This window comes from Polyangiaceae bacterium, from assembly GCA_020633205.1.
Lineage (GTDB): Bacteria > Myxococcota_A > Polyangia > Polyangiales > Polyangiaceae > JAHBVY01.
In genome coordinates, this window is the sequence record JACKEB010000011.1 from 483,642 (window position 1) to 503,849 (window position 20,208).

At 65.1% G+C, this 20,208-nt stretch carries 17 protein-coding genes; 8 read left to right on the forward strand and 9 right to left on the reverse strand.

All coding sequences use genetic code 11. The features are described from left to right. Window positions 1–119: 119 nt before the first annotated feature. The gene (locus H6718_08715; GenBank protein MCB9585466.1) at window positions 120–752 is read right to left on the reverse strand and encodes a methyltransferase; all 633 of its coding nucleotides are present in this window, start codon (window positions 750–752) and stop codon (window positions 120–122) included. 184 nt (window positions 753–936) lie between these two features. On the opposite strand from H6718_08715, the gene H6718_08720 reads away from it, so the two are divergent. Then, on the forward strand, window positions 937–1,287 hold the full coding sequence (locus H6718_08720; GenBank protein MCB9585467.1) for a hypothetical protein: 351 nt from the start codon (window positions 937–939) through the stop codon (window positions 1,285–1,287). A 31-nt stretch (window positions 1,288–1,318) separates the two neighbouring features. On the opposite strand, the gene H6718_08725 is transcribed toward H6718_08720, so the two are convergent. Continuing rightward, on the reverse strand, window positions 1,319–2,680 hold the full coding sequence (locus tag H6718_08725) for a sigma-54-dependent Fis family transcriptional regulator (protein MCB9585468.1): 1,362 nt from the start codon (window positions 2,678–2,680) through the stop codon (window positions 1,319–1,321). 191 nt (window positions 2,681–2,871) lie between these two features. On the opposite strand from H6718_08725, the gene H6718_08730 reads away from it, so the two are divergent. Then, window positions 2,872–4,560 carry a DnaJ domain-containing protein gene (locus tag H6718_08730; GenBank protein ID MCB9585469.1) on the forward strand — a complete coding sequence of 563 codons (1,689 nt, stop codon included), beginning with the start codon at window positions 2,872–2,874 and terminating at the stop codon, window positions 4,558–4,560. Window positions 4,561–6,855: 2,295 nt separating this feature from the next. Here the strand turns inward: H6718_08730 and H6718_08735 are convergent. Next, window positions 6,856–8,757: a hypothetical protein gene (locus H6718_08735; protein ID MCB9585470.1), complete on the reverse strand. Its 1,902-nt coding sequence runs from the start codon at window positions 8,755–8,757 to the stop codon at window positions 6,856–6,858. 137 nt (window positions 8,758–8,894) lie between these two features. On the opposite strand from H6718_08735, the gene H6718_08740 reads away from it, so the two are divergent. Then, window positions 8,895–10,784 (forward strand): protein kinase, encoded by a 1,890-nt coding sequence (locus H6718_08740; protein MCB9585471.1) that lies wholly within the window; start codon window positions 8,895–8,897, stop codon window positions 10,782–10,784. A 57-nt stretch (window positions 10,785–10,841) separates the two neighbouring features. On the opposite strand, the gene H6718_08745 is transcribed toward H6718_08740, so the two are convergent. Further along, window positions 10,842–11,372, reverse strand: a complete 531-nt coding sequence (locus H6718_08745; protein MCB9585472.1) for a tRNA (cytidine(34)-2'-O)-methyltransferase — start codon at window positions 11,370–11,372, stop codon at window positions 10,842–10,844. A 297-nt stretch (window positions 11,373–11,669) separates the two neighbouring features. Between H6718_08745 and H6718_08750 the strand changes: the two genes are divergently transcribed. After that, window positions 11,670–12,740 (forward strand): hypothetical protein, encoded by a 1,071-nt coding sequence (locus H6718_08750; GenBank protein ID MCB9585473.1) that lies wholly within the window; start codon window positions 11,670–11,672, stop codon window positions 12,738–12,740. A 37-nt stretch (window positions 12,741–12,777) separates the two neighbouring features. Here H6718_08750 and H6718_08755 read toward each other — a convergent pair whose 3' ends face one another. Further along, window positions 12,778–13,674 carry a hypothetical protein gene (locus tag H6718_08755; protein ID MCB9585474.1) on the reverse strand — a complete coding sequence of 299 codons (897 nt, stop codon included), beginning with the start codon at window positions 13,672–13,674 and terminating at the stop codon, window positions 12,778–12,780. A 168-nt stretch (window positions 13,675–13,842) separates the two neighbouring features. Next, window positions 13,843–14,517, reverse strand: a complete 675-nt coding sequence (locus tag H6718_08760) for a hypothetical protein (GenBank protein ID MCB9585475.1) — start codon at window positions 14,515–14,517, stop codon at window positions 13,843–13,845. Window positions 14,518–14,632: 115 nt separating this feature from the next. On the opposite strand from H6718_08760, the gene rnc reads away from it, so the two are divergent. Together rnc and H6718_08770 are read left to right on the forward strand one after the other, a co-directional pair. Then, window positions 14,633–15,358, forward strand: coding sequence for a ribonuclease III (gene rnc, locus H6718_08765; protein ID MCB9585476.1), 726 nt, complete (start codon window positions 14,633–14,635; stop codon window positions 15,356–15,358). Next, a complete protein-coding gene (locus H6718_08770; GenBank protein ID MCB9585477.1) occupies window positions 15,351–15,785 on the forward strand; it encodes a hypothetical protein in 435 nt (144 codons plus the stop codon). The genes rnc and H6718_08770 overlap by 8 nt, the downstream gene beginning before the upstream one ends. An 85-nt stretch (window positions 15,786–15,870) precedes the next feature. On the opposite strand, the gene H6718_08775 is transcribed toward H6718_08770, so the two are convergent. The 3 genes from H6718_08775 to H6718_08785 all read right to left on the reverse strand — a co-directional run bounded on the left by H6718_08775 (window position 15,871) and on the right by H6718_08785 (window position 18,486). After that, window positions 15,871–16,893 (reverse strand): peptidyl-prolyl cis-trans isomerase, encoded by a 1,023-nt coding sequence (locus H6718_08775; protein ID MCB9585478.1) that lies wholly within the window; start codon window positions 16,891–16,893, stop codon window positions 15,871–15,873. Between the two features lie 72 nt (window positions 16,894–16,965). Beyond that, window positions 16,966–17,376 (reverse strand): hypothetical protein, encoded by a 411-nt coding sequence (locus H6718_08780; protein ID MCB9585479.1) that lies wholly within the window; start codon window positions 17,374–17,376, stop codon window positions 16,966–16,968. Window positions 17,377–17,430: 54 nt separating this feature from the next. Continuing rightward, window positions 17,431–18,486 carry a site-specific DNA-methyltransferase gene (locus H6718_08785; protein MCB9585480.1) on the reverse strand — a complete coding sequence of 352 codons (1,056 nt, stop codon included), beginning with the start codon at window positions 18,484–18,486 and terminating at the stop codon, window positions 17,431–17,433. Between the two features lie 147 nt (window positions 18,487–18,633). Between H6718_08785 and trpS the strand changes: the two genes are divergently transcribed. Both trpS and H6718_08795 read left to right on the forward strand, forming a co-directional pair. Beyond that, on the forward strand, window positions 18,634–19,668 hold the full coding sequence (trpS, locus tag H6718_08790) for a tryptophan--tRNA ligase (protein MCB9585481.1): 1,035 nt from the start codon (window positions 18,634–18,636) through the stop codon (window positions 19,666–19,668). Further along, complete coding sequence (locus H6718_08795) at window positions 19,665–20,162, forward strand: hypothetical protein (GenBank protein MCB9585482.1); 498 nt, start codon at window positions 19,665–19,667, stop codon at window positions 20,160–20,162. The genes trpS and H6718_08795 overlap by 4 nt, the downstream gene beginning before the upstream one ends. Window positions 20,163–20,208 lie beyond the last annotated feature (46 nt).

Genomic DNA, 20,208 nt, shown 5'->3' on the forward strand with positions numbered 1-20,208 from the left:
CCGGACGAATTTGTCCTGCCGCCTTGGTTGGAAGACATTTCCGCGAAGCAACTGTTTACCTTGGCTCCGCCGCATCTTGGCTCCGCCGCATCTTGGCTCCGCCGCACCTTGGCTCCGTCCTACGCTGGTCCATCTCGGCGCCACAGGACGAGATCGTTCAAGCCGTGGCGTTCCACACGCTGGTCCACATATCCGGGAGGTATCACACCTCCAAAGCCATTGTAGGTGATCAGGCACGTCCCCTGGGGTGCCCGTCGCAGTAACCCCTGAACGAGGCGCACGTCTTGGCGAAAGCGCGCTTCGCTGAAGTCTACACTTTGGTCGATCTGCCCGTCGTTGCCCAGCAGATTCTCCCCGAATGGGTTGTACAGGAAGTACGCATCGACCGCCGGCAGGGCGACTTCGCCCAGCGCCGCATGGATGAAGGTCGCGCGCGCCGCGACACCGAGAGATTCCGCGAGGGAACGACTGCAGTCTATCAGGTCCGCGCGGTGTTCGAGCCCCACTACGCTGAGCTCGGTCTTCAGCGCCACGATCCCGCAGAGCTTTCCGGCGCCGGAGCCAATGTCGAGCAAGCGCCTGCAGCGCTGCTCGACGAGCCACTCCGCGACGCGGCAGGCCACCGCCACCGGGGTCCAATACTGCCGCGAGTGAGCGCGCTGCAGCGTCGGCAGGAGTTGGTCGAAAGCCTCATCGTCCGGCGTTTCCCCGGCAGACAAACGAGCAGCGAGTTCCTTTGCTGGGGACGACACCTAGCCATTGTCCCCAGTCTCGAGCGGCGGTCACAGCTTTGTCGGCCTCATGACGAGAACCAGGTCGGTTTGCGCTACAGCGCGTACGTTGGACGGTCGTTAGCAGGCCTGGAGCAGTCGTTGGGACGGCGCGGTCGCTGTCTCTGGCGCGACTGTGTTTGGTGTAAGGGGCAGTGTTGGCACGATGATCTTGGGCGTCCGCGAAACCAGCGCATCGGAAGTGCGCATCGAGCTGGCTGAGTACGTCAGCGTGCTCGACGGCGGCACGTGTCCTGTGGGGACGCTGCCTCCAGCACGCTTTCGGAGCCGCGTGTTGCTGCCCGCGGTGGCTGAGCACTCACGCGTCGTGTTGGTACTGGATGGCCCGCTCACGCTCTCGTACGACTATCTCAAGACGCTGTTCGAGGGCTTGCCCCAGTTGGACCAACGGGTGCGCCAAGTGCTCCGCGTGGAGTCGTCCAGTCGACCAATGCGCGCTACGCTGGCGAGACGGCTGATGAACTTGTCCAGCGGCACGTTGCCCAAGGTCGGCTAGTACGCCTGTCTGGGACACGCCTACGCAGGGACTACTCGTCCCGCAGTCCGAGGGACTTGGCCTTCTTGTACAAGTGGGAGCGCTCCAGCCCGAGCGCGCGTGCCGTCGCCGCCATTTGGCCAGAGTGGTGAGCGAGGGCTTCCTCCAAAATGGTTCGCTCCGCCTCTTCCACGAGTACCCGGAAGGGCACGTCCGGCCGATAGAGCCCGGCTGTTTTTGGTTGAGCACCCATTCCGAGCGCGTGTTCCACGTCAGTTCCGGTAACGGTGTCGTCCGGGCTGAGAATCACCAGGCGCTCGATCAGGTTCTTCAGCTCCCGCACATTGCCAGGAAACGAGTGCCGCCCCAGGCTCTCCACGGCCTCCGGTGAAAGGCGCACTCCAGGGCGGTCGTTGTGCTTTGCTGCTGCCGCAAGGAAACGCGCGGCGAGTAGCGGAATGTCTTCGCGCCGGGCTCGGAGCGGCGGAAGCGCGAGAGGCACGACGTTGAGGCGGTCATACAGGTCGGGTCGGAAGTGCCCCTCGTTGCAGGCTTCCACCAGGTTGCGATTGGTAGCGGCCACCACGCGTACGTTGACCTTGAAGGTCTCGCTCCCGCCGACTCGCTCCACCTCATGCTCTTGCAGCACGCGCAGCAGCTTGGCCTGCATGTCGAGGGGCATGTCGCCGACCTCATCGAGGAATAGCGTGCCAGCGCTCGCACGTTCGAACTTGCCGCGGCGCAGCTTGGTTGCTCCTGTAAAAGCTCCCGCCTCGTGTCCGAACAACTCGCTCTCGATCAGATCCTTCGGGACCGCCGCACAGTTCAGCTTCTCGAGAGGGCCGGAGCTGCGAGGCGACGCTCGGTGGATGGCTCGAGCAACCAGCTCTTTGCCGGTGCCCCGCTCACCGGTGATGAGAATGCTGGCTTGGGATCTTGCGGCTCTGCCGATTTGTGCGCGCAGCTCCTCCATCGCTCGGCTCTCGCCGATCAGCTCATCGAAGTAACCGGCCTCGGCCTTCAGCTCCTGAGCCTCGGCCTCCGCGCGCAGCAGTCGCAAGGTGTTCTCAACCACCAGCAGCAAGCGGTCGGTGGAGAGCGGCTTCTCCAAGAAGTCGAGCGCGCCGAGGCGCGTTGCCTTGACCGCGGCGTCGATCGTCGCGTGTCCGCTCATCATGATAGCCGCGGTGTCGTTGCCCTCGTTGCGTAGTCGTTCGAGCAGGTCGACGCCATCACCGTCCGGCAGCGCCACGTCGAGGATCATCAGATCGTAGCTGCCGCGGCTCAGCCGCTCAGCCGCCAAGCCGACGCCCCCAGCCACGTCCACCGAGTAACCTTCAAGGGTCAGCGCCTTCTTCAGCGTGCTCAAGATGGCGACTTCGTCATCCACCACCAACAGATGGGCTCGAGACATGGGGACAGCCTACGCCAAGCCCCTCCAGTGTGCGACTACCCGACGCCTCGCTTCACGGTGTAAGGAAGGTGCCGAGGGCTCTTGGGCGAAGCCTGCTCTGCGCGGCGAATCCGCGGCGCCCGGAGCGATTTCGTCCGGACCGCGCAGAACATCGCCACCTCCGGGAATGCTCGCTGTAGGCTTTGAGACCCATGAGCGCGCCCCGGCCAGTTGCCTCCGGCGTCCTCTCCAAGACGCCGCTCAGCAATCTCTTGGTCTACATCCTGGACCGAGAACTCAGCGGAACCTTGGTGCTGGAAACCCCTGATGGCGCAAAGAGCGCGCTGAGCTTCGTGCGCGGCGTGCCCGCCAAGGCGCGCACGTCGGACGCGGTGATCTACCTCGGCCGCTTGCTCATGGAGCAAGGGCTGATCGACGACAACATTGAAGCCACCACGCTATCTCGGGTCGTTTCGGAGAAGAAGCTCTTCGGGCAGCTCCTCTTGGAACAAGGGGCGCTGACGCGCGAGCAACTGATCAAGTCTCTCCAAGAGCAGGTGACGCGCAAGGTCGAGTGGATGTGCGGTCTGCCCGAAACAACCGCATACGGTTTCTATCAGGACGTCGATTTTCTGCAGGGATATGGTGGTGAGCCTACGCCAATTCGCCCCTTGGCGGCTCTGTGGCGGGGCGTGCGCCGCTTTGGGCCGAATCACCTAGTCGATGCCGCGCTGCAGCGCCTTGGTGAGCGCCCCCTGCGTTTTCACCCCGACGCGGCGATCAAAAAGTTTGGCCTGAACAACGCGGAAAACTCCGTGATCGACGTGGTTCGAGCCAAGTCTCAACCCGTTTCGTCGCTGATGCGCGCCGAACTCGTCGACGCGCAAACGTTGAAGCGTCTGGTGTTCGTACTGTTCATCACGCGGCATCTCGATCTGGGGGAGGGCTCTGGCGACCCCATCGGGGGTGAGGCAGGCCCCGCGTCCTCTCGGCGGCCAGAGCCGAGTCGTCCGCGGGGTGAGCCGCGCAGCATGAAGCCTAGCGAGCATACCCCCGCGGAAACGGCTGCTGGGGACCTCTCCCCAGAGGCGAAGGAACTCAGACGCGAGGTGATGGACCGCTTCACCGTCATCGACAAGCAGAACTACTACGAGATGCTGGGCGTGCCGGAGACCGCCAGTACGACCGAGATCCAGGGCGCCTTCTTTCAGCTCGCCAAGCGCTTCCACCCCGACAAGGTCGCGTCTCAGCTGCCCATGCTGCGGGAGCAGGTCAACAAGGTGTTCGCACGCATCAGCGAAGCGAACCAGGTGCTCACCGACGACGAGCGGCGTGGCGAGTACGAGCGTTTGATGCGCGAGGGCGGCGCGAGCGCAGATGAGCAGGAGAAGGTGCAGCAGGTCCTGCGCGCTGCCCAGAGCTTTCAGAAGGCCGAAGTTCTACTCAAGAAGCGCGACCTCGCAGGTGCCGCGGAGCTGGCGAAGAAGGCGGCGGACGATGACCCCGAGCAAGCTGACTACCTCGCCTTCTACGCTTGGGTGACGAGCCAGCTCCCAGAGCGGCTGGAGCAGAACCGCTACGACGATCTGATCGTATTGCTGGACCGCTGTGTCGCACAGGAGCCCGAGAACTTGCGTTGCCGTTGGTATCGCGGGCAACTCCACAAGCGCGCCGACAATGTGAAGCTTGCAATCCGGGACTTCCGCTGGGTTTTAGAGAAGAACCCGCGTCATGTCGACGCGCAGCGCGAGGTCCGCCTGTACGAGATGCGGCGCCAGACAGGTCACTCGGTCAAGCCGTCTGGGCCCCCACCCAAGACCTCGGAACCTCCGGGAAAGGGCGGGCTAAACGCCGACATCGGTCAGATCTGGGGCAAGCTGTTCAAGAAGGACAAATCTTAACTCAGGCGGCCTCAGTCGTAGAGCGCGGCGGCTCCCACGACCCGCGAAGGGATGCCTCAGTCGTAGAGCGCGGCGGCTCCCACGGCCCGCGATGGGCGGGCTTGAATGGGGGTCGCTAGCTAAGTTACCGCGCGGTAACTGGCTAGTCTCGGCCTTCGCTTGGAACATTGGATACAGTACGGCCTGCGCCTTCTACTGAAGAGCATCGTGAGGGCCCGCTGCGTGATCGTCCTCATTTCGGTTACGCTCACCCGCCTCTGCGCCCGCCCCCTGCGGGCCGTTCCGCCGCCTCCACAACTCCCTCGTATTTCCAGGGGTAAAGGCGCTCAGAGTCTCTCAAAGACTGAGGTTAACTCAGTCGTAGAGCGCGGCGGCTCCCACGGCCCGCGATGGGCGGGCTTGAATGGGGGTCGCTAGCTAAGTTACCGCGCGGTAACTGGCTAGTCTCGGCCTTCGCTTGGAACATTGGATACAGTACGGCCTGCGCCTTCTACTGAAGAGCATCGTGAGGGCCCGCTGCGTGATCGTCCTCATTTCGGTTACGCTCACCCGCCTCTGCGCCCGCCCCCTGCGGGCCGTTCCGCCGCCTCCACAACTCCCTCGTATTTCCAGGGGCGAAGGCGCTCAGAGTCTCTCAAAGACTGAGGTTAACTCAGTCGTAGAGCGCGGCGGCTCCCACGGCCCGCGATGGGCGGGCTTGAATGGGGTCGCTAGCTAAGTTACCGCGCGGTAACTGGCTAGTCTCGGCCTTCGCTTGGAACATTGGATACAGTACGGCCTGCGCCTTCTACTGAAGAGCATCGTGAGGGCCCGCTGCGTGATCGTCCTCATTTCGGTTACGCTCACCCGCCTCTGCGCCCGCCCCTGCGGGCCGTTCCGCCGCCTCCACAACTCCCTCGTATTTCCAGGGGCGAAGGCGCTCAGAGTCTCTCAAAGACTGAGGTTAACTCAGTCGTAGAGCGCGGCGGCTCCCACGACCCGCGAAGGGCGGGCTTGAATGGGGGTCGCTAGCTAAGTTGCCGTGCGGTAACTGGCTAGTCTCGGCCTTCGCTTGGAACATTGGATACAGTACGGCCTGCGCCTTCTACTGAAGAGCATCGTGAGGGCCCGCTGCGTGATCGTCCTCATTGCGGTTACGCTCACCCGCCTCTGCGCCCGCCCCTGCGGGCCGTTCCGCCGCCTCCACAACTCCCTCGTATTTCCAGGGGCGAAGGCGCTCAGAGTCTCTCAAAGACTGAGGTTAACTCAGTCGTAGAGCGCGGCGGCATCCCACGGCCCGCGATGGGCGGGCTTGAATGGGGTCGCTAGCTAAGTTACCGCGCGGTAACTGGCTAGTCTCGGCCTTCGCTTGGAACATTGGATACAGTACGGCCTGCGCCTTCTACTGAAGAGCATCGTGAGGGCCCGCTGCGTGATCGTCCTCATTTCGGTTACGCTCACCCGCCTCTGCGCCCGCCCCCTGCGGGCCGTTCCGCCGCCTCCACAACTCCCTCGTATTTCCAGGGGCGAAGGCGCTCAGAGTCGGTTAACTCAGTCGTAGAGCGCCTGCCCGCGATGGGCGGGCTTGAATCGCCTTGTTACCGCGCGGTAACTGGCTAGTCTCGGCCTTCGCTTGGAACATTGGATACAGTACGGCCTGCGCCTTCTCTGAAGAGCATCGTGAGGGCTTGCGTGATCGCCTCATTGCCCGCCTCTGCGCCCGCCCCTGCGGGCCGTTCCGCCGCCTCCACAACTCCCTCGTATTTCCAGGGGCGAAGGCGCTCAGAGTCTCTCAAAGACTGAGCCTTCCGTCGCCTTGTGCGCTTTACGTCTCGGCGTTGCCTCGGGGAGACTGAGCCTTCCGTCGCCTTGTGCGCCTTACGTCTCGGCTCGGGGCTTCGCCCCATTGCCTCCGGCAGTGACTCATGGTGATTGGAGGCTGGCGGGCTTTTGGGTCTTGGCGGGGTGGGCACGAGTCACTTCGGCTCGGGGCTTCGCCCCATTGCCTCCGGTTTCTGCGACACGGCTCGGGGCTTCGCCCCACTGCCTCCGGTTTCTGGCGACACGGCTCGGGCTTCGCCCATTGCCTCCGGTTTCTGTGACGCGGCTCGGGCTTCGCCCATTGCCTTAGGCTTCTGTGACGCGGCTCGGGCTTCGCCCATTGCCTTAGGCTTCTGTGACACGGCTCGGGGCTTCGGCCCATTGCCTCAGGCTTCACGGCTCGGGCTTCGCCCATTGCCTTAGGCTTGCGACACGGCTCGGGCTTCGCCCATTGCCTCAGGCTTCACGGCTCGGGGCTTCGGCCGATTGCCTCAGTCAGCGCTTGCGCACGACTTCGAGACTGCGCAGCGTGGAGACTTCATTGCTGGCGGCGGCGAGGCCGATGCGGACGCGGGATTCCGCCAGGGTGGATAGCGCACACGTGGTGGTTTCGTCTCCGGCGCTCAACGTCACGGCGGATGCCTTGCGGAGCACGTTCAAGGTTGAGGCTTCGGTCGCGGTGGCTGGCCACGCGCAGTCTGCTTCGCCCAGGCGCTTGGAGGCGCCGCACTCCGCTCCGCTGCAGTCTGAGTTGGCGCCTTGCAGGATCACTCGTGGTGGCGGTCCGGCGACGCGCACCAGCTCGAGCTCAAAGCCATCGTAAGTCGTCTCGCTAATCCATACGGAACCGACGTTGCGCAAGCCGAGGCCCGCTGCGGTGTAACTGATGGCGGCCGTGGTGTCCTCCAAGCTTGGCGGTGCGCTGGGTACGACGCTGGTGGCGAGGGTAGGCTGGGTCAGCAGTTGCGGACCTACGTCTCGTGCGTAGGCCTCGCGCAGGTCGCTGCGCACCCCGAAGAGGCGCCCCGTTTCGCTCCAGACGAAGGCACCAGCGTCCACTGCAAAGGCGGCTTGCGGTGGGAGCGCGGACGGGGGGTCAGGACTTGGTACGAACCGGGATTCCCAGGGGAAAAACCGGTAGCCTACGCGCTCCTGGCCGCTGCCCGTGATCAGCCACGGTTCGCCGCGTGCCGCTGGGATCAACACCGGAGCATCCAGTGCGACGGGCAGCGGCGGGAGCGGGTACACCCGCTCCCCCGCAAGCCATACGGCGCCGCGGGCTGGATCACACGTGGGGTCGCTGACGGCGCACACGCCGACGCCCAGCACGCTGGAGCCGGGCATTGGGGTGAAGCGTGCGTTCTCGGAGGTGCGCAGCGCGGTGCTGCCCAGGTGCTGACTCGCGTCTGGGCTCAGCCACTCGACGCTTTGTACCGGTAGCTTGCTTGCGTCGACTCCGCCGCCGACGAACACGCGACCGTCTTCTACGACGAAGGCTATCGGACCCGCGCGTCGTTGCACTAGCTGGGTGAGGCCGGCGATGCGCGCTGTTAGGGTCTCGGGGGAGACGGCTTCGATGCTCGCCAGAGCAGGACTCTGGGGCGAACGTCCACCAACGAGCAGCGTTTCCCCGGTGATCAGGCTGATCGCGGCGTGTGCCGCCCGCGCTGAGATCACGATCTCTCGATTGAGGTCGAAGCGCCCGGACTCCGGGTCGTAGGCGATCGCCGAGCCGAGAGGCGTCGCAAGGTCGAAGCGCTCGTCGCCGCGCTCCCGAGGATCGATGCCGCCGCTCAGCAACATGCCATCGCCGAACGGGCTGAGGCGTGCGTCGGCGCGGGCTGGAAGGATGCCTCCGGGTACTTCGCTGGCCTCCGCCGTGTCGAGATTCAAGAGCAGCGCGCGGGCGGCATTGGGCCCGGCGTCCTCTCCCCCAACAACCAAGACCTCGTTTCTGCGCGGATTGACTCCGATCGAGCTCGAGGCAAGGGGAAAGTCGTTGGCGCGGGCCAACTCACATGCTTGGTCGCTGGGCCATAGACTCAGGTCGGCGTGAGCGCCGCGCACGAGGCCCACTCCCTGCCACTCTCCGCTGCCATCCCGCGCCACGCCTTCGAGCGCTTCCGTGGCGAGGGGCAGGCGCAACGCGCGGTTCTCGGCGTGTAACGGCAACGACTCGGCGCTCGAGTTGTCCACCGTGAAGTCACCGAGGGCGCTCAGGTCGAGGGTTGCGTCGCGACCTGGTGCGCAGGCCGAGAACGTGTGCACCGCGATGGGTTGCAGCTGATCGGGCTCCGGATCGGGGCGACAGCCCAAAAAGGGGCTGCTCGCGAGCGCCAGCATGAGACTCAGCAGGCAACTGCGAGCGCGCGCTGGATGACCGATTCGGGCTGACATGGAGCGAAGACTGAAGGCAAACCCCACGGTGATTGCCGACTCAAACAGGATACGTCGAGCCAGGCAGTGCGCGCTGCCTAAACATTCAGCACACTTACTGTTACAAGCCGCCCGTCGGGTTGCTTGAAGGCGTTTGAATGTTTCCCCAAATCTTTGGGAAATACGTGCTGGAGCGAGAGATCGCCTCCGGCGGCATGGCTCACGTGTACTTGGCCACGTTGCGCGGTGCCGTGGGTTTTCAGAAGCGCCTGGTCGTGAAACAGATCCGACCGGAGCTGGCATCGGATCCAGGATTCGTCGCGCGCTTCGTGGAGGAGGCGAAGACCACCGTTGGTCTGAACCACCCGAACATCGTGCCCGTCTACGAGCTGGGGGTCGAGCAAGGCGTCTACTACATCGCCCTCGAGTTCTGCGAGGGCATCACGCTGGGTGATTTGCTCACGGCGACTGGACCCCTCGACGCCGAAGAGGGCGCGTACCTGGGCGTTGAGACGTGTCGTGCGCTGGACTACGCCCACCGCCGCGCGAAGGTCGTGCATCGCGACGTTACGCCGCGCAACGTGCTGATCGACGAGGAAGGCGCCGTGCGCTTGATCGACTTCGGTATCGCAGCTCCAGTGCGCAGCGACGGCGAAACGGTCGAGGCGTTCGGTTCCCCGGGGCACATGCCACCGGAGCAGCTCAAGGGCGAAGTCGTACCGGCCACGGATGTGTTCGCGGTGGCAGCGTTGCTGCTCGAGGCTTGGTCCGGGCGTCCACCGTTTCGTCGCGCAACGGCCAAGGCGTCCCACGAGGCGGTGATGAAGGAGCGCCCCGCCGCTCCGTCGCGCTACGACGAGCGGCTCACGGAGCTGGATACAGTCATTGGGCTCGCCGTCGATCCCGACGCTCGGAAGCGCCCCGCAGACGCGGAAGAGCTGGCAAAGCCCCTTCGCGACTTTCTGCGCCGCTCGGACCGGCGTGAGGTCGAGCGGCGGCTCGGGCGCCGTGTGCGCCTCGCGCGGCGAGAAGCCGCGGGCTCGGTCGCGTCGATTCCCGACCTCGAGCGCCCCCAGGGCGACGGCCGGGTGCCGACGTTGCCCGACGGAAGCACTCAGACGTTTGCCGCAAATCAGGAGATCGAGATCTGGACTCGGCGCGTCGATGGGGTCGCCCCAGAAGATGGCGACGTCGACCAGCTCCTCGACGGCGCGACGCCCCAGCCGACTCCAGTCACGCCGGTGGCGCGCCCCTCGACGCCCGGCCCTGAAGCGGAAACCGGGCCTGCCACCCGGCGCATCGAGTCCGAGGGCACACCAAAAATGCCGGCAGCGGCGCTGAAGGGCGGAGACGAGCTGGCTCATGCCGATTCAGAGGATAAGCACGAGCCTAGCGGAGAGCTGGACAGCGCGCTGCAGCGAGACGCGAGTGAGACGAAGTCCAGCCCCAGCTTCGTTTGGCTGTTGGCAGCGCTGGTGGGCGTTGGGGCGCTGCTCTTCGTCTTGAGTCGAGTCTTCGCGGGGGACGAACAGAGCGGCCAAGTACCCGCCTCGCGTGACGTGCCGAGCGCATCGCTTCAGTCGTCAGGTGTTGCCGCGGGGAACCAGTCGGCAGCGCCTCAGCCGTCTGGGCAGCCAAGCCTGTCCGCGGAGCCCACTGCTTCCGCCTCAGCGCCGCGCGGGTCATCGAGCGCGCCCGAGAACAGCGCGCCCACATCAGCTCGGGTGGCAGGCAGCGCGCCTCCCCCCCAAATTCCGGAGCCGAGCGGGACCCAATCCGTGGCGGCACCGGTGAAGAGCGCGCCGAGCGAAGTGCAGGACGCGACCTTGAACCTGACTTCGATGCCTCCTTCTCAGGTCTCCGTCGGCGGCCGCGCCCGCGGGACGACACCCATCATGGGCCTCAAGCTCGCGCCTGGCGCGTACCTGGTCGTCTTCACCAATCCGACTTTGGGGGAGCGCGTCCCGGCGCAGATCCAGCTCAAGGCGGGTCAGTCCAAGCGCGTCCACGTCGACTTCACCGGCGCGACCCCTCGAGTGATTCAGTAGCCGCGCCGCTCAGCCGCGCGTCACTCCGCGGCGCGCGTCATTCTGCAGCGCGCTTCATTAAGTGTCGCGTTGGACGCTGAGTGCCCCGTTCTGGCGCAGGCCTTCGAAGAGCGCGATGGAGACCGAGTTCGCCAGGTTCAGTGAGCGCACCGCGCCGAGGGTCGGGATCCCCAGCGCCTCGTCGGCTCGCTCCGCCAGCAGGCTCTCCGGGAGGCCCACAGACTCCTTACCGAACACCAGGATGTCTCCCAGCTTGAGCTCCACCTCGAGGTAGCTGCGCTGGGCCTTGCCGCTGAAGAGCCACGTCTGAGGTGTGCGATCTGGGCTGTTTTTGCGGATAAACGCCTCGGCGTCGCCTAGCGTCTCGTGGGTGTGGATTTCCACCAGATGCCAATAGTCCAGTCCTGCGCGACGGACGGCGTGCTCGTCGATGCGGAAGCCGAGCTTGCCCACTAGGTGCAGAGGCGCGCACGTCGCCCCACACAGGCGCGCGATGTTGCCGGTGTTGGGTGGGATCTCCGGCTCCACCAACACCACGTGAAAGGGCGCCTGCTGGGGGCGCGCGCGCAGCCGTTCGGGGGTGTCCATCGCGGGTTTGTGTCTAGCGGCTTTGGCGGGCGGTTGCAGGGGATTCGATGGGATGAAGGCGGATTCGGTCCCCAAGCTTGACGCCGGCTTCCGTCGGTCAGTAGCCTCCCCTCGGCGGAGGCCTGATTCTTGGGAAAGTCGTTGTTTCGCGCCGTTCGTGCACGAAGTTCAGTTTGCGCGCCTGACCAGGCGCCCGAATCGCTTGCTGCCTCCCGGGGGGAGCGCGCTGGAGTCCATGTTGGCGTTGCGCGTCGCGCGCTCGCCGTTGGGCTAGGCGTCGCCGCGTTGGGCGCGGTGTTGTGTGCGCCTGATGTGGCTCACGCGGAACCGATGGATCCCGCGATGGAGCGCTTGGTCACTGAAGATACCAAGGGCTGTCGCACCGACTCTGGCGAAATCAGTACCGCGGGCGCTGCGGGTCTGACTTGCCGGGCGGATAATGCAGCGTTCAAGCGCCTGATGAATCAGTGGGGTTGGGTGATCGCGCCTTCAGCGATGCACTCCGCCCGCACCACCGGCTTCGGCGGCTTCAACCTGTCGCTGGAGATGGGCATCCACGACATCGACGAGAGCAAGAGCTACTGGAAAGAGGGTACTCAAGGTCCGCGTGATCCGTCTTCTGACAAGGCGTCGATCCGCAACTCGAGCCCCGACAGCACGCTCAACCTGTACTCCGTCAAGATCCGCAAGGGCTTCGGCTTTGGTCTCGAGCTGACGGGTCAGGTGGGCTTCATCCCCCAGACCAGCATCATCTCCGGTGGTGCGGACGTGCGCATGAGCCTGCTCGAAGGTTTCCGCACGGGAGTGGGCGGGATCCTCCCGGATTTCGCCGTCGGTGGCGGGGTGCGCACCATCACGGGTACGCCGCAGTTTCAGCTGACCGTCGCGGCGCTGGACATGCAGATCAGCAAGCCGCTGCCCATCGCCGACTCCCAGGTGCTGACGCCTTGGGTTGGCTACCAGTACGTGTGGATCTTCGGCGACTCGGGTCTGATCGACACCACGCCGGCGACGGATCCGATCGGGTTTTGCAACTACGCCGGGCCCAATGTGCCGGGTAACCCCGACGTGGGGAACCCCAGCAAGGTGGACGGTCAAGGCCAGCACATCTACGACGGGCAGCCGGTCTGTCGCGGCGGCAGCGCGCAGGACTTCAACAACAACGTCGTGTTCGACAAGGCGCGCTTGAAGCGCCAGCGCCTGATGTTTGGCTTGAACTACCGCTACGAGATGGTGACCGTCGGTGGCGAGTTCATCACGGACCTGGTGGATCCTGCAGACGCGCAGAGCGACGACGCGTCGAAGGCAGCGCTCAAGGGTGAAGATCGCCAGTGGTCGGTGATCATCGACCTCGGTGCGATGTTCTAAAGCGGCGTGTTCTGGAGCCGCGGCTTCTAAACGCGGCCTAGCGCAGCATCGCGAGGGCGATGCAGGCGACCAAGCCCAGCGCGAGCCCAACGATGGTGCTGAGCATTGCCGCGCGGTGTGCGCGCTGGGCAGCTTCCTTGCTCAGTCCATAAATTCCACAGAGAAAAGCCTGAGAGCAGGTGCGTGGCAACATCCAAGTGTTGCGCGCCACCTGTCCGGCGCTCTTCACCCCGTCGGAGAGGGCGAGGGCGATCAAGCCGAGCGGCATGGTGACCAAATCCCAGCCGGCGCTGTAGAGGCCAAAGCGCAGCGCGTGCCCCAGGCGCCCGCGTCCGCCTTCGCGGCGTGCCGCCAGATCGAGCCCGAGCCCATACAGCGCGTGAAGCAGCGCCATGGCGATGGCCAAGGTGGGCACGCCGGCAACGATGGTGCGCAAGAGCAGGCTGCCCAGCACCGGGTCCTGGGACGCCACCTCGGACAAGCCTGGAACGACGAGCCACAGAATGGGGCCAACGATCAAACACAGACCGCTCACCGCGATTGCCTCGGCGGTGAGCGCAAAGCGCGCCGCGCTCACCAAGTCTCCATCGGGGAAGCGCGCGAAGAATGTCTGCCCGTGCTGCGTGGTGAGCTTTGCGGTGTTCCACAAGCGCTGCCAGAAACCTTGCAGCGGTCGCTCCCAAGGCACGATCACGACGACGCCCGAGCCGTAGTCGAAATCATCCAGCTGGGGGATCTCGACGACCGCAGCAGGCACGTCGGTCAGTTCGATTTCTTCAGGTGTGAGCTCGGGATCGCTGACCAAGCGCGCCGCCGGAAACGATGGCTCGGAATCAAACGCGGCTCTCAACCGAGGCTCAGCATCCGGACGCAGCTCTTCCTCACTCGCTTCCGCGAGCTCCGGATCTGAGCGCACATCCGCCCTGGGCACCATGTCTGAGCGGTAGCACGGACTGGCGTTCGCGGCGAATTGCGCCCGTGATGGCGAGAACAATTGATCAAGCGCTGCGTCGCGCTTCCGATCGGGCTCCTACGTATGACGGGAGCTTGAGATCTCGGGGGGGAGGCGGCACCGCAGCATCGTGCAGCTCAAGGACACACTTCAGTGCATCGTTTCGTCGGTGTCCGAGGCGGTGCCAGGCAACGGAAGGTCGCGAAGATCATCCGCCTTTCCGCCAAAGCGCAGACTGAAGAGCACGCCGAGGGCAGCGACCCCCAAGCTGGCGTACAGCCCCCACTGCCAGTGTATCTCTACGGGAACGCGTGGATGACTCTCTGGTGGTCGCGCGAGCAGCATGATGGTTTCCACCAGCGTCATGCTCGCGAACATCGCGCACACCGCGCGGACGCCGCGCATCTTGTTCACGGTGCGCCGACTCGCGACCAGCGGGATCAACGTGAGCCAACCGGCGAGCCCACTCCACAGCCAACCGGCGCGACCGCGCGCCAGATCGAAGCCGCTGAGCAGCGCCAGATCCGGTTTCACCACGGAGACCCACGGCGCAAAGAACATCCCAATGCCGACCAAGCCACACAGCACGAGCGCAAGTCGCCCGCGCCCCATGAAGGACCACGGCAACGGATAGTCCACGGCCGGGATTGGTTCCGGCGGAAGCTCTCCGGCTTCTGCGGCTTCCAGCGCTTCCTCGAGCAGCGCTTCATGAGAAGGTGGAAGCTTCTCCAGGGGTTGCAGCTCCACCCCGCACTCCTTGCAGCGCGCGGCTTCGCCCTCGGTGTACAGCTCGCGGCAGAAGGGGCAGGCCAACAGGCGACTCACGGCGGCAGCATAGCTCATGGGCAGCGAGCATCGACACCCGAGCTGCCCCTCGAGTTCCTGGGGCAAGAGCCTTGCCCTGAGAGGCTGATATGGCAAAGCTGCCTCCGTTCTTGAGATGGCGAATTCCGAGCAATCCGCAGCGGCGCTCGCTCAGCTCCTTGGGCTGAACACCGAGTCGCAATGGTTCGAGCAAGCTCTGACTCATCCGAGCTTCGCGAACGAGCGTCAAACGGCGGAAGACAACCAGCGCTTGGAGTTTCTGGGAGACGCGGTGCTTGGACTGTGCGCCAGCGAGCTCTTGTTCGAGCGCTTTCCCCAGGCGCCCGAGGGCAGCCTCACGCGGCTCCGCGCCCAGTTGGTCAACGCGGAGTCTTTGCAGCGCATTGGGCAGGAGCTCGAGCTGTCCGCGGCGCTCCGCTTGGGCAAGGGCGCGGATAGCGCCGGTCTGAGGGGGAGCCTGAACGTCGTCGCTGACGCAGTGGAGGCGCTGATCGCCGCTGCGTTCTTGGAAGGCGGCTGGCCGTTGGCTCGCCAAGTGTGTCGCCGCTTGCTGGAGCCCCACGTCGTGGGCTTGAAGGCAGACGCGGGGCGCGACGCCAAGAGCGAGCTGCAAGAGCGTTTGCAGGCCGGTGGTGGCGCTGTGCCCGCGTACGCCGTAGTCGATGAAGGCGGTCCCGCCCACGAGCGCTGGTTCGAGGTCGAAGTCAGTGTGGAGGGTCGCGCGCTGGGGCAAGGGCGCGGTCGGAGCAAGCGCTTGGCAGAACGCGCCGCGGCGCAAAACGCCCTCGAGAGTGAATCGTGGATCCGCGAGGAGACACCCGTCGGAGCCGAAGATGCGTAGTAGACAACTTCTTGGAAAGCGTGAGCTTCGTCGCGCCCTGTTGTGCGCGCTGCCCCTCGGGGCCATCGCCTGGGCCAGTGAAGCGTTCGCCGGAAGCTACCTTGACCGCGCGGCGCTGATCGTCGCCCACGCGCGCAAAGAAGCGGACTTCTTGCGCAATCACCTGTCCGACAAGGATCTGGCAGAGTACGTCCACGAGCAAGCTGACTCGCGACTTAGTTCCGCGCGGCACATGCAGGTGCCGAAGCAGGTCGCCGACGCGCACCCCCACCTCTTGATGATGCTCGAGCACTACGAGCGCGCGACCCACGCCGCCACCAAGGGGGACAACGCGGAGTTCTTCAAGAAGCAGCTCGAGGCGCGGGAAGAAGAGCGCATCTTCCGCGGCGTGCTCAAGCAGCTTGGCTGGGACTTGCCCAGCGTCTAGTGAGGCGAATCTACAGCGCCAGCTCGGGTGAGCTGCGGTGCACCTCACCCCCAAAAGAAGCGCACCAGCGACTGGAGGAGTCTGCTCAGCGCTTGCCGGCGCCGGCGGCTTCGTCCCCGCTGGAGGTCGGTTTCACGTCGCCTTTGGGCGGGTGCTCCTCAATCAGGCCTGGTTTCCGCTCGGCACCGATGGCGCCAATCTTGTCGAGCGCCACATTCTCCAGCAGGGCGTCGTTGCGGTCCTTCACATGGGCTGCTGTCAGCTGCTTGACGAGCTCATCGAGCTGGCTACGGGTGCGCTCGCGCTCTAGCAGGCGACGGATGTTGCCGCTCTCGCTCTCCAGGCTGCGCTCCACGGCGTTCAGGCTGCCGCGGCGCCACACCACGGCGAAGCCTTTGCCTTCCGGAATCGGCTTGGAGGCGAGCTCACCGTTCTTCAGGTCCTTGGTTGCTTCGTAGAGCGACGGCTCCACGCGCACGCGAGGCACGTTGGTGAGTCCGCTTGGGAGCACGAAGCCAAGGTCGCCGTCGCGCATGTTCGTCGCCTTGTCGATCGACTTCTCACGAGCGATCTTGCTCCAGGTCTTCACGTCGCCCTTGGCCTTGACCTGCTTCAGCACCTCATTGGCTGCTTCTTCAGTCGGCAGCAGGATGCGCCACAGCTTGATGCGCTCAGGCGTCTTGAAGCGCGTCTCGTGGTCCTTGTAGTACTTCGCGATGTCGGCGTCGGTGACCGGCTTCTTCTGCTCGAGCTCCTTGCGCAACGCGGACTGTAGCGCCTGGAGCTTTGCCTGGTTGATTTCCGCGCGGACAATCGGAGACTTCATCGCGTCGTCCAGCTTGGTGTCGAGGCCCAGCAACACCTCGGGCACCAAGTCGCGCTCGATGAAGGCGCGCTTGATCTCTTCCGGCGTGTTGCCGTACTGCTTGAGCTGGAAGGCCGGCACTTCACGCAAGCGCCGCTCCACATCGCTCTGGCGCAGCTCGACGCTGCCGATGCGCACCACCACCGGATCGTCCGCCTGAGCACTTGCGCTGGAGGCCAGGCTGGCGGCGGTCAAGAGCGCCAGGCTCGCGAGCTGGCGGACGCGGAGTTGCAGGATTCCCATGGGCTCGCTATCGCTAGCACACTCTCCTTGGCGCACGCAGGCCGCTGATACCGGCCGGGCACGCCAGCACGGTCACTCCTCCACCAGCGGCACCCCAGCCTCGCGCAGCACTTCGTCTGCGACGCCCACCAGGCCCCAGACCTCGGAGCGAAAGCCATACGCCTCGTGCACCTGGCGCACCACGTAGACCAGCTGGTCGCGGTCTCCCGGCGGCTTGCGCTGCGCACAGAGCTTGCGGAGGCTCACCACCGTCTCGCCCATATCGAGCAGCTCGTTGGCGTGGCTCAGGACCTCGAGAGGCTTGAGCTCCTCACCAGACCCGCGCCGCTTGTTCTCGCGCAGCTCTTCCAGCAGGCGCTGACGACGCTTCTCGGTGCGCCCATCGAGCGGTCCGTTACCCCGACCGGCGAACAGATCGTTCAGCGCGCGCCCTGCACGGCGCTTCTGGATGGCCTCACGGCTTGCGCGCTTGTTGCTCGCCACACCCGAAGTTGCTCACACAAGCGTGAGCCTCGCAACACTTCGGCGCTACGCGCTTCAGCTCGCTCGCTTGAGGCGTTTACGTGATGCGGTGGGTGCGGACGCCGGAGCCGCCTTGCGGACGCTCAGCGTGGCGCTGACGCGCTCTCTGAGCGGTGCAATGCCAAGCTCACCGAGACGCTGCTTGCAGATCTCCAGCGCCTCACGGTTCTGGTCAATGCCGATCGCGCGGCGGCCGAGCGCTGCGCACACCGCCAGCGTGGTGCCGCTTCCGACGTAGGGATCCACGACCAAGTCGCCGGGATCGGTCAGCGACGCGACCAAGCGCTCGAGCAGCGCCATCGGCTTCTGGGTTGGGTAGCCGGTGCGCTCCCGCGCGACGGGTGCCACGATGCCGATCTCCCACACGTCGCCGAGGGGCGTGCCGGGGCTCTCTTCTTCGGTGCTGCTCGAGCGTTGCCGTCGGCCGCTGTCGTCCGTTACCGCGCGCTGTTTCCGTGTGCCCCAGGTTGCGCGCGTCGACGCGGCCAGCGGCTCATACAGCTGATTGAAGCGTGGCTCGCCGTCGGGATCTTTCACGTAGCGCAAGAGCACGTCGTGTACGCGCTGGAAGTTCTTGGTCTTCGCCGGCCAGCGGCGGTAGCGCCACACGATTTCGCTTGCGAAGCACTCTGGTCCAAAGATTTCGTCGCACATCACCTTGGCGTAGTGGCTCGTCTTCGGATCGACATGCAGCACCAGGCTGCCGTGGGGCGCCAGCAGGTCACGCGCGAGGCTCAAGCGACCGTGCAGCGCCCCGAGGTAGTCGTGCATGCCGCTCCAGCGATCGTCGAACGCTGGCCGCTCGCTGCGCTGGATGCGCCCGCTCGCGTCGCGTCCCCGCTCCACGCGGTTGTGCTGTCTGCCAGTGAGAAAGGGCGGGTCCAGGTAAACCAGCGCCACAGAGGCGCCGGCACGCCGCGCGAGAGCGCCCAGCGCCTCGAGATTGTCCCCCTCCACCAACATGCTGGACGGATGTCCCGGCTCCACCACTTCGAGGCGCGCGGAACTCGGCGTTGGCTCACTCGGCTTATCGTCCCAAGTCAAACGGACGCGAGGCTCGCTGATGCTCATGCTCGTTCGAAATCGTAGCTGGCGGCGATCCCACGGGGCCAAGTTGTTGCACGCCGGTTTTTTGGGGGTGAGGGCATGCGGCCCTACGCTCCAACTCGGTGCAAGTGCTTGCTGAGCTGAGCCACTGGGGTTACCTCCTCTCGTCCAATGAGCGAAGAGCAACCCCTCCCATCTTCTGGGCCAAAGCCCCGCATCCTCTCAGGCATGCAACCTACCGGTGGTCTCCACATCGGTAACTACCTGGGTGCGCTCAAGAACTGGGTGGGGCTCGTCAACGCCGGCGAGCACGAGGCGCTGTTCTGCATCGTTGACGCTCATGCGATCACCATCGAGTACGACCCGAAGCTGCTCAAGCAACGCATCCTCGATGCCGCAGTGAGCTACATCGCTGCCGGTCTCGATCCGGAGAAGTGCACCATCTTCGTGCAGAGCGACGTTCCGCAGCACACCGAGCTCGCGTGGTACCTGGCTGCCGTCACACCCATGGGTGACTTGAACCGCATGACGCAGTTCAAGGAGAAGAGCGACGAACACAAAGAGAACGTCAACGCGGGGCTCTTCACGTATCCGATCCTGATGGCGGCAGACATCCTCGTCTACCGCGCGACGGTGGTCCCCGTTGGAGATGACCAAGTCCAACACCTGGAGCTGACTCGCGAGATCGCGCGCCGGTTCAATCATCGCTTCAAAGCGATCTTCCCAGAGCCGAAGCCGCTCTTGTCCGTCGCTCCGCGCATCATGGGCGTCGACGGCAAGACCAAGATGAGCAAATCGCGCGGAAACAGCATCGACCTGCTGGACCCGGCGAAGGTCGTCGAGAAGAAGGTGAAGAGCGCCTTCACCGATCCAGACAAGCTGCGTCAAGGCGATCCCGGTAACCCCGACATCTGCAACATCTTCACCATCCACAAGTCGGTGAGCCCCGCAGAGCAAGTCGCGGAAATCAACCGCGACTGCCGCAGCGGCGCGCTTGGCTGCGGCACCTGCAAGGCCGCGCTCTGCGAGAACTTGAATCGGGAGCTCGACCCGATCCGCGAGCGCGCTGCAGCGCTTGGCGCCGACAAGAAGCGCGTGCTCGAGATCCTCGACCAGGGCCGTGAACAAGCCACTCGGCTCGCCGAGCGCACCATGCGCGACGTGCGCAAAACGATGGGCCTCGGCACAGGGCACTACAAGAAGTGAATCGCTCCAGCATGCTACCGCGAGGAAATAGAGGGAGCGCTTGCCTGCGCTACTGCTTGCTCGCGACCGCATGCCTCGTGTTGGCGCCGGCCTGCGGCCGCGAGCAGGAAGAAGAGACGCCGGAGCGCGTCGTCGAGCTGTTCATCGATCGCATGGAGAGCGTGCATGGCGATCCGAAGATGGCCCGCTTGGCCTACGACCTGATGTGGTCTGACGCCCAGCGCGTGCTCACGGAGCGTGCCAAGCGCGCGAGCGCCGTGGTGGGCCGCAACTTGGGGCCCGAAGAGATGCTCGCGCCTTCGCGCTTCTCCCTGCGTTTCGAGCCGCACCGCTTCAAGGCCCGCGTTGAAGGGCAGCGCGCGGTGGTTGCGGTGATTGGAGCGTCCCCCGGAGAGCGCTTCGACGTGCACTGTGTGCGCGAAGAGTCGGGATGGCGCGTCGTGATGGACATTCCCGAGCCGCCGCCTATCCGCAAGCGCAAGACCGAAGACTGAGCGTCGCCGCCCGGAAGAGCTCAGAGTCGCCTGCCGCCAGATTCCT

Bases quoted from the DNA above. Each gene is read 5' to 3' on its own strand.
- H6718_08755 (MCB9585474.1), bottom strand. From the start codon at position 13,674: ATGGTGCCCAGGGCGGATGTGCGCTCAGATCCGGAGCTCGCGGAAGCG.
- H6718_08775 (MCB9585478.1), bottom strand. From the start codon at position 16,893: ATGGGAATCCTGCAACTCCGCGTCCGCCAGCTCGCGAGCCTGGCGCTC.
- H6718_08730 (MCB9585469.1), top strand. From the start codon at position 2,872: ATGAGCGCGCCCCGGCCAGTTGCCTCCGGCGTCCTCTCCAAGACGCCG.
- H6718_08785 (MCB9585480.1), bottom strand. From the start codon at position 18,486: ATGAGCATCAGCGAGCCTCGCGTCCGTTTGACTTGGGACGATAAGCCG.
- H6718_08770 (MCB9585477.1), top strand. From the start codon at position 15,351: ATGCGTAGTAGACAACTTCTTGGAAAGCGTGAGCTTCGTCGCGCCCTG.
- rnc (MCB9585476.1), top strand. From the start codon at position 14,633: ATGGCGAATTCCGAGCAATCCGCAGCGGCGCTCGCTCAGCTCCTTGGG.
- trpS (MCB9585481.1), top strand. From the start codon at position 18,634: ATGAGCGAAGAGCAACCCCTCCCATCTTCTGGGCCAAAGCCCCGCATC.
- H6718_08720 (MCB9585467.1), top strand. From the start codon at position 937: ATGATCTTGGGCGTCCGCGAAACCAGCGCATCGGAAGTGCGCATCGAG.
- H6718_08745 (MCB9585472.1), bottom strand. From the start codon at position 11,372: ATGGACACCCCCGAACGGCTGCGCGCGCGCCCCCAGCAGGCGCCCTTT.
- H6718_08735 (MCB9585470.1), bottom strand. From the start codon at position 8,757: ATGTCAGCCCGAATCGGTCATCCAGCGCGCGCTCGCAGTTGCCTGCTG.
- H6718_08725 (MCB9585468.1), bottom strand. From the start codon at position 2,680: ATGTCTCGAGCCCATCTGTTGGTGGTGGATGACGAAGTCGCCATCTTG.
- H6718_08740 (MCB9585471.1), top strand. From the start codon at position 8,895: ATGTTTCCCCAAATCTTTGGGAAATACGTGCTGGAGCGAGAGATCGCC.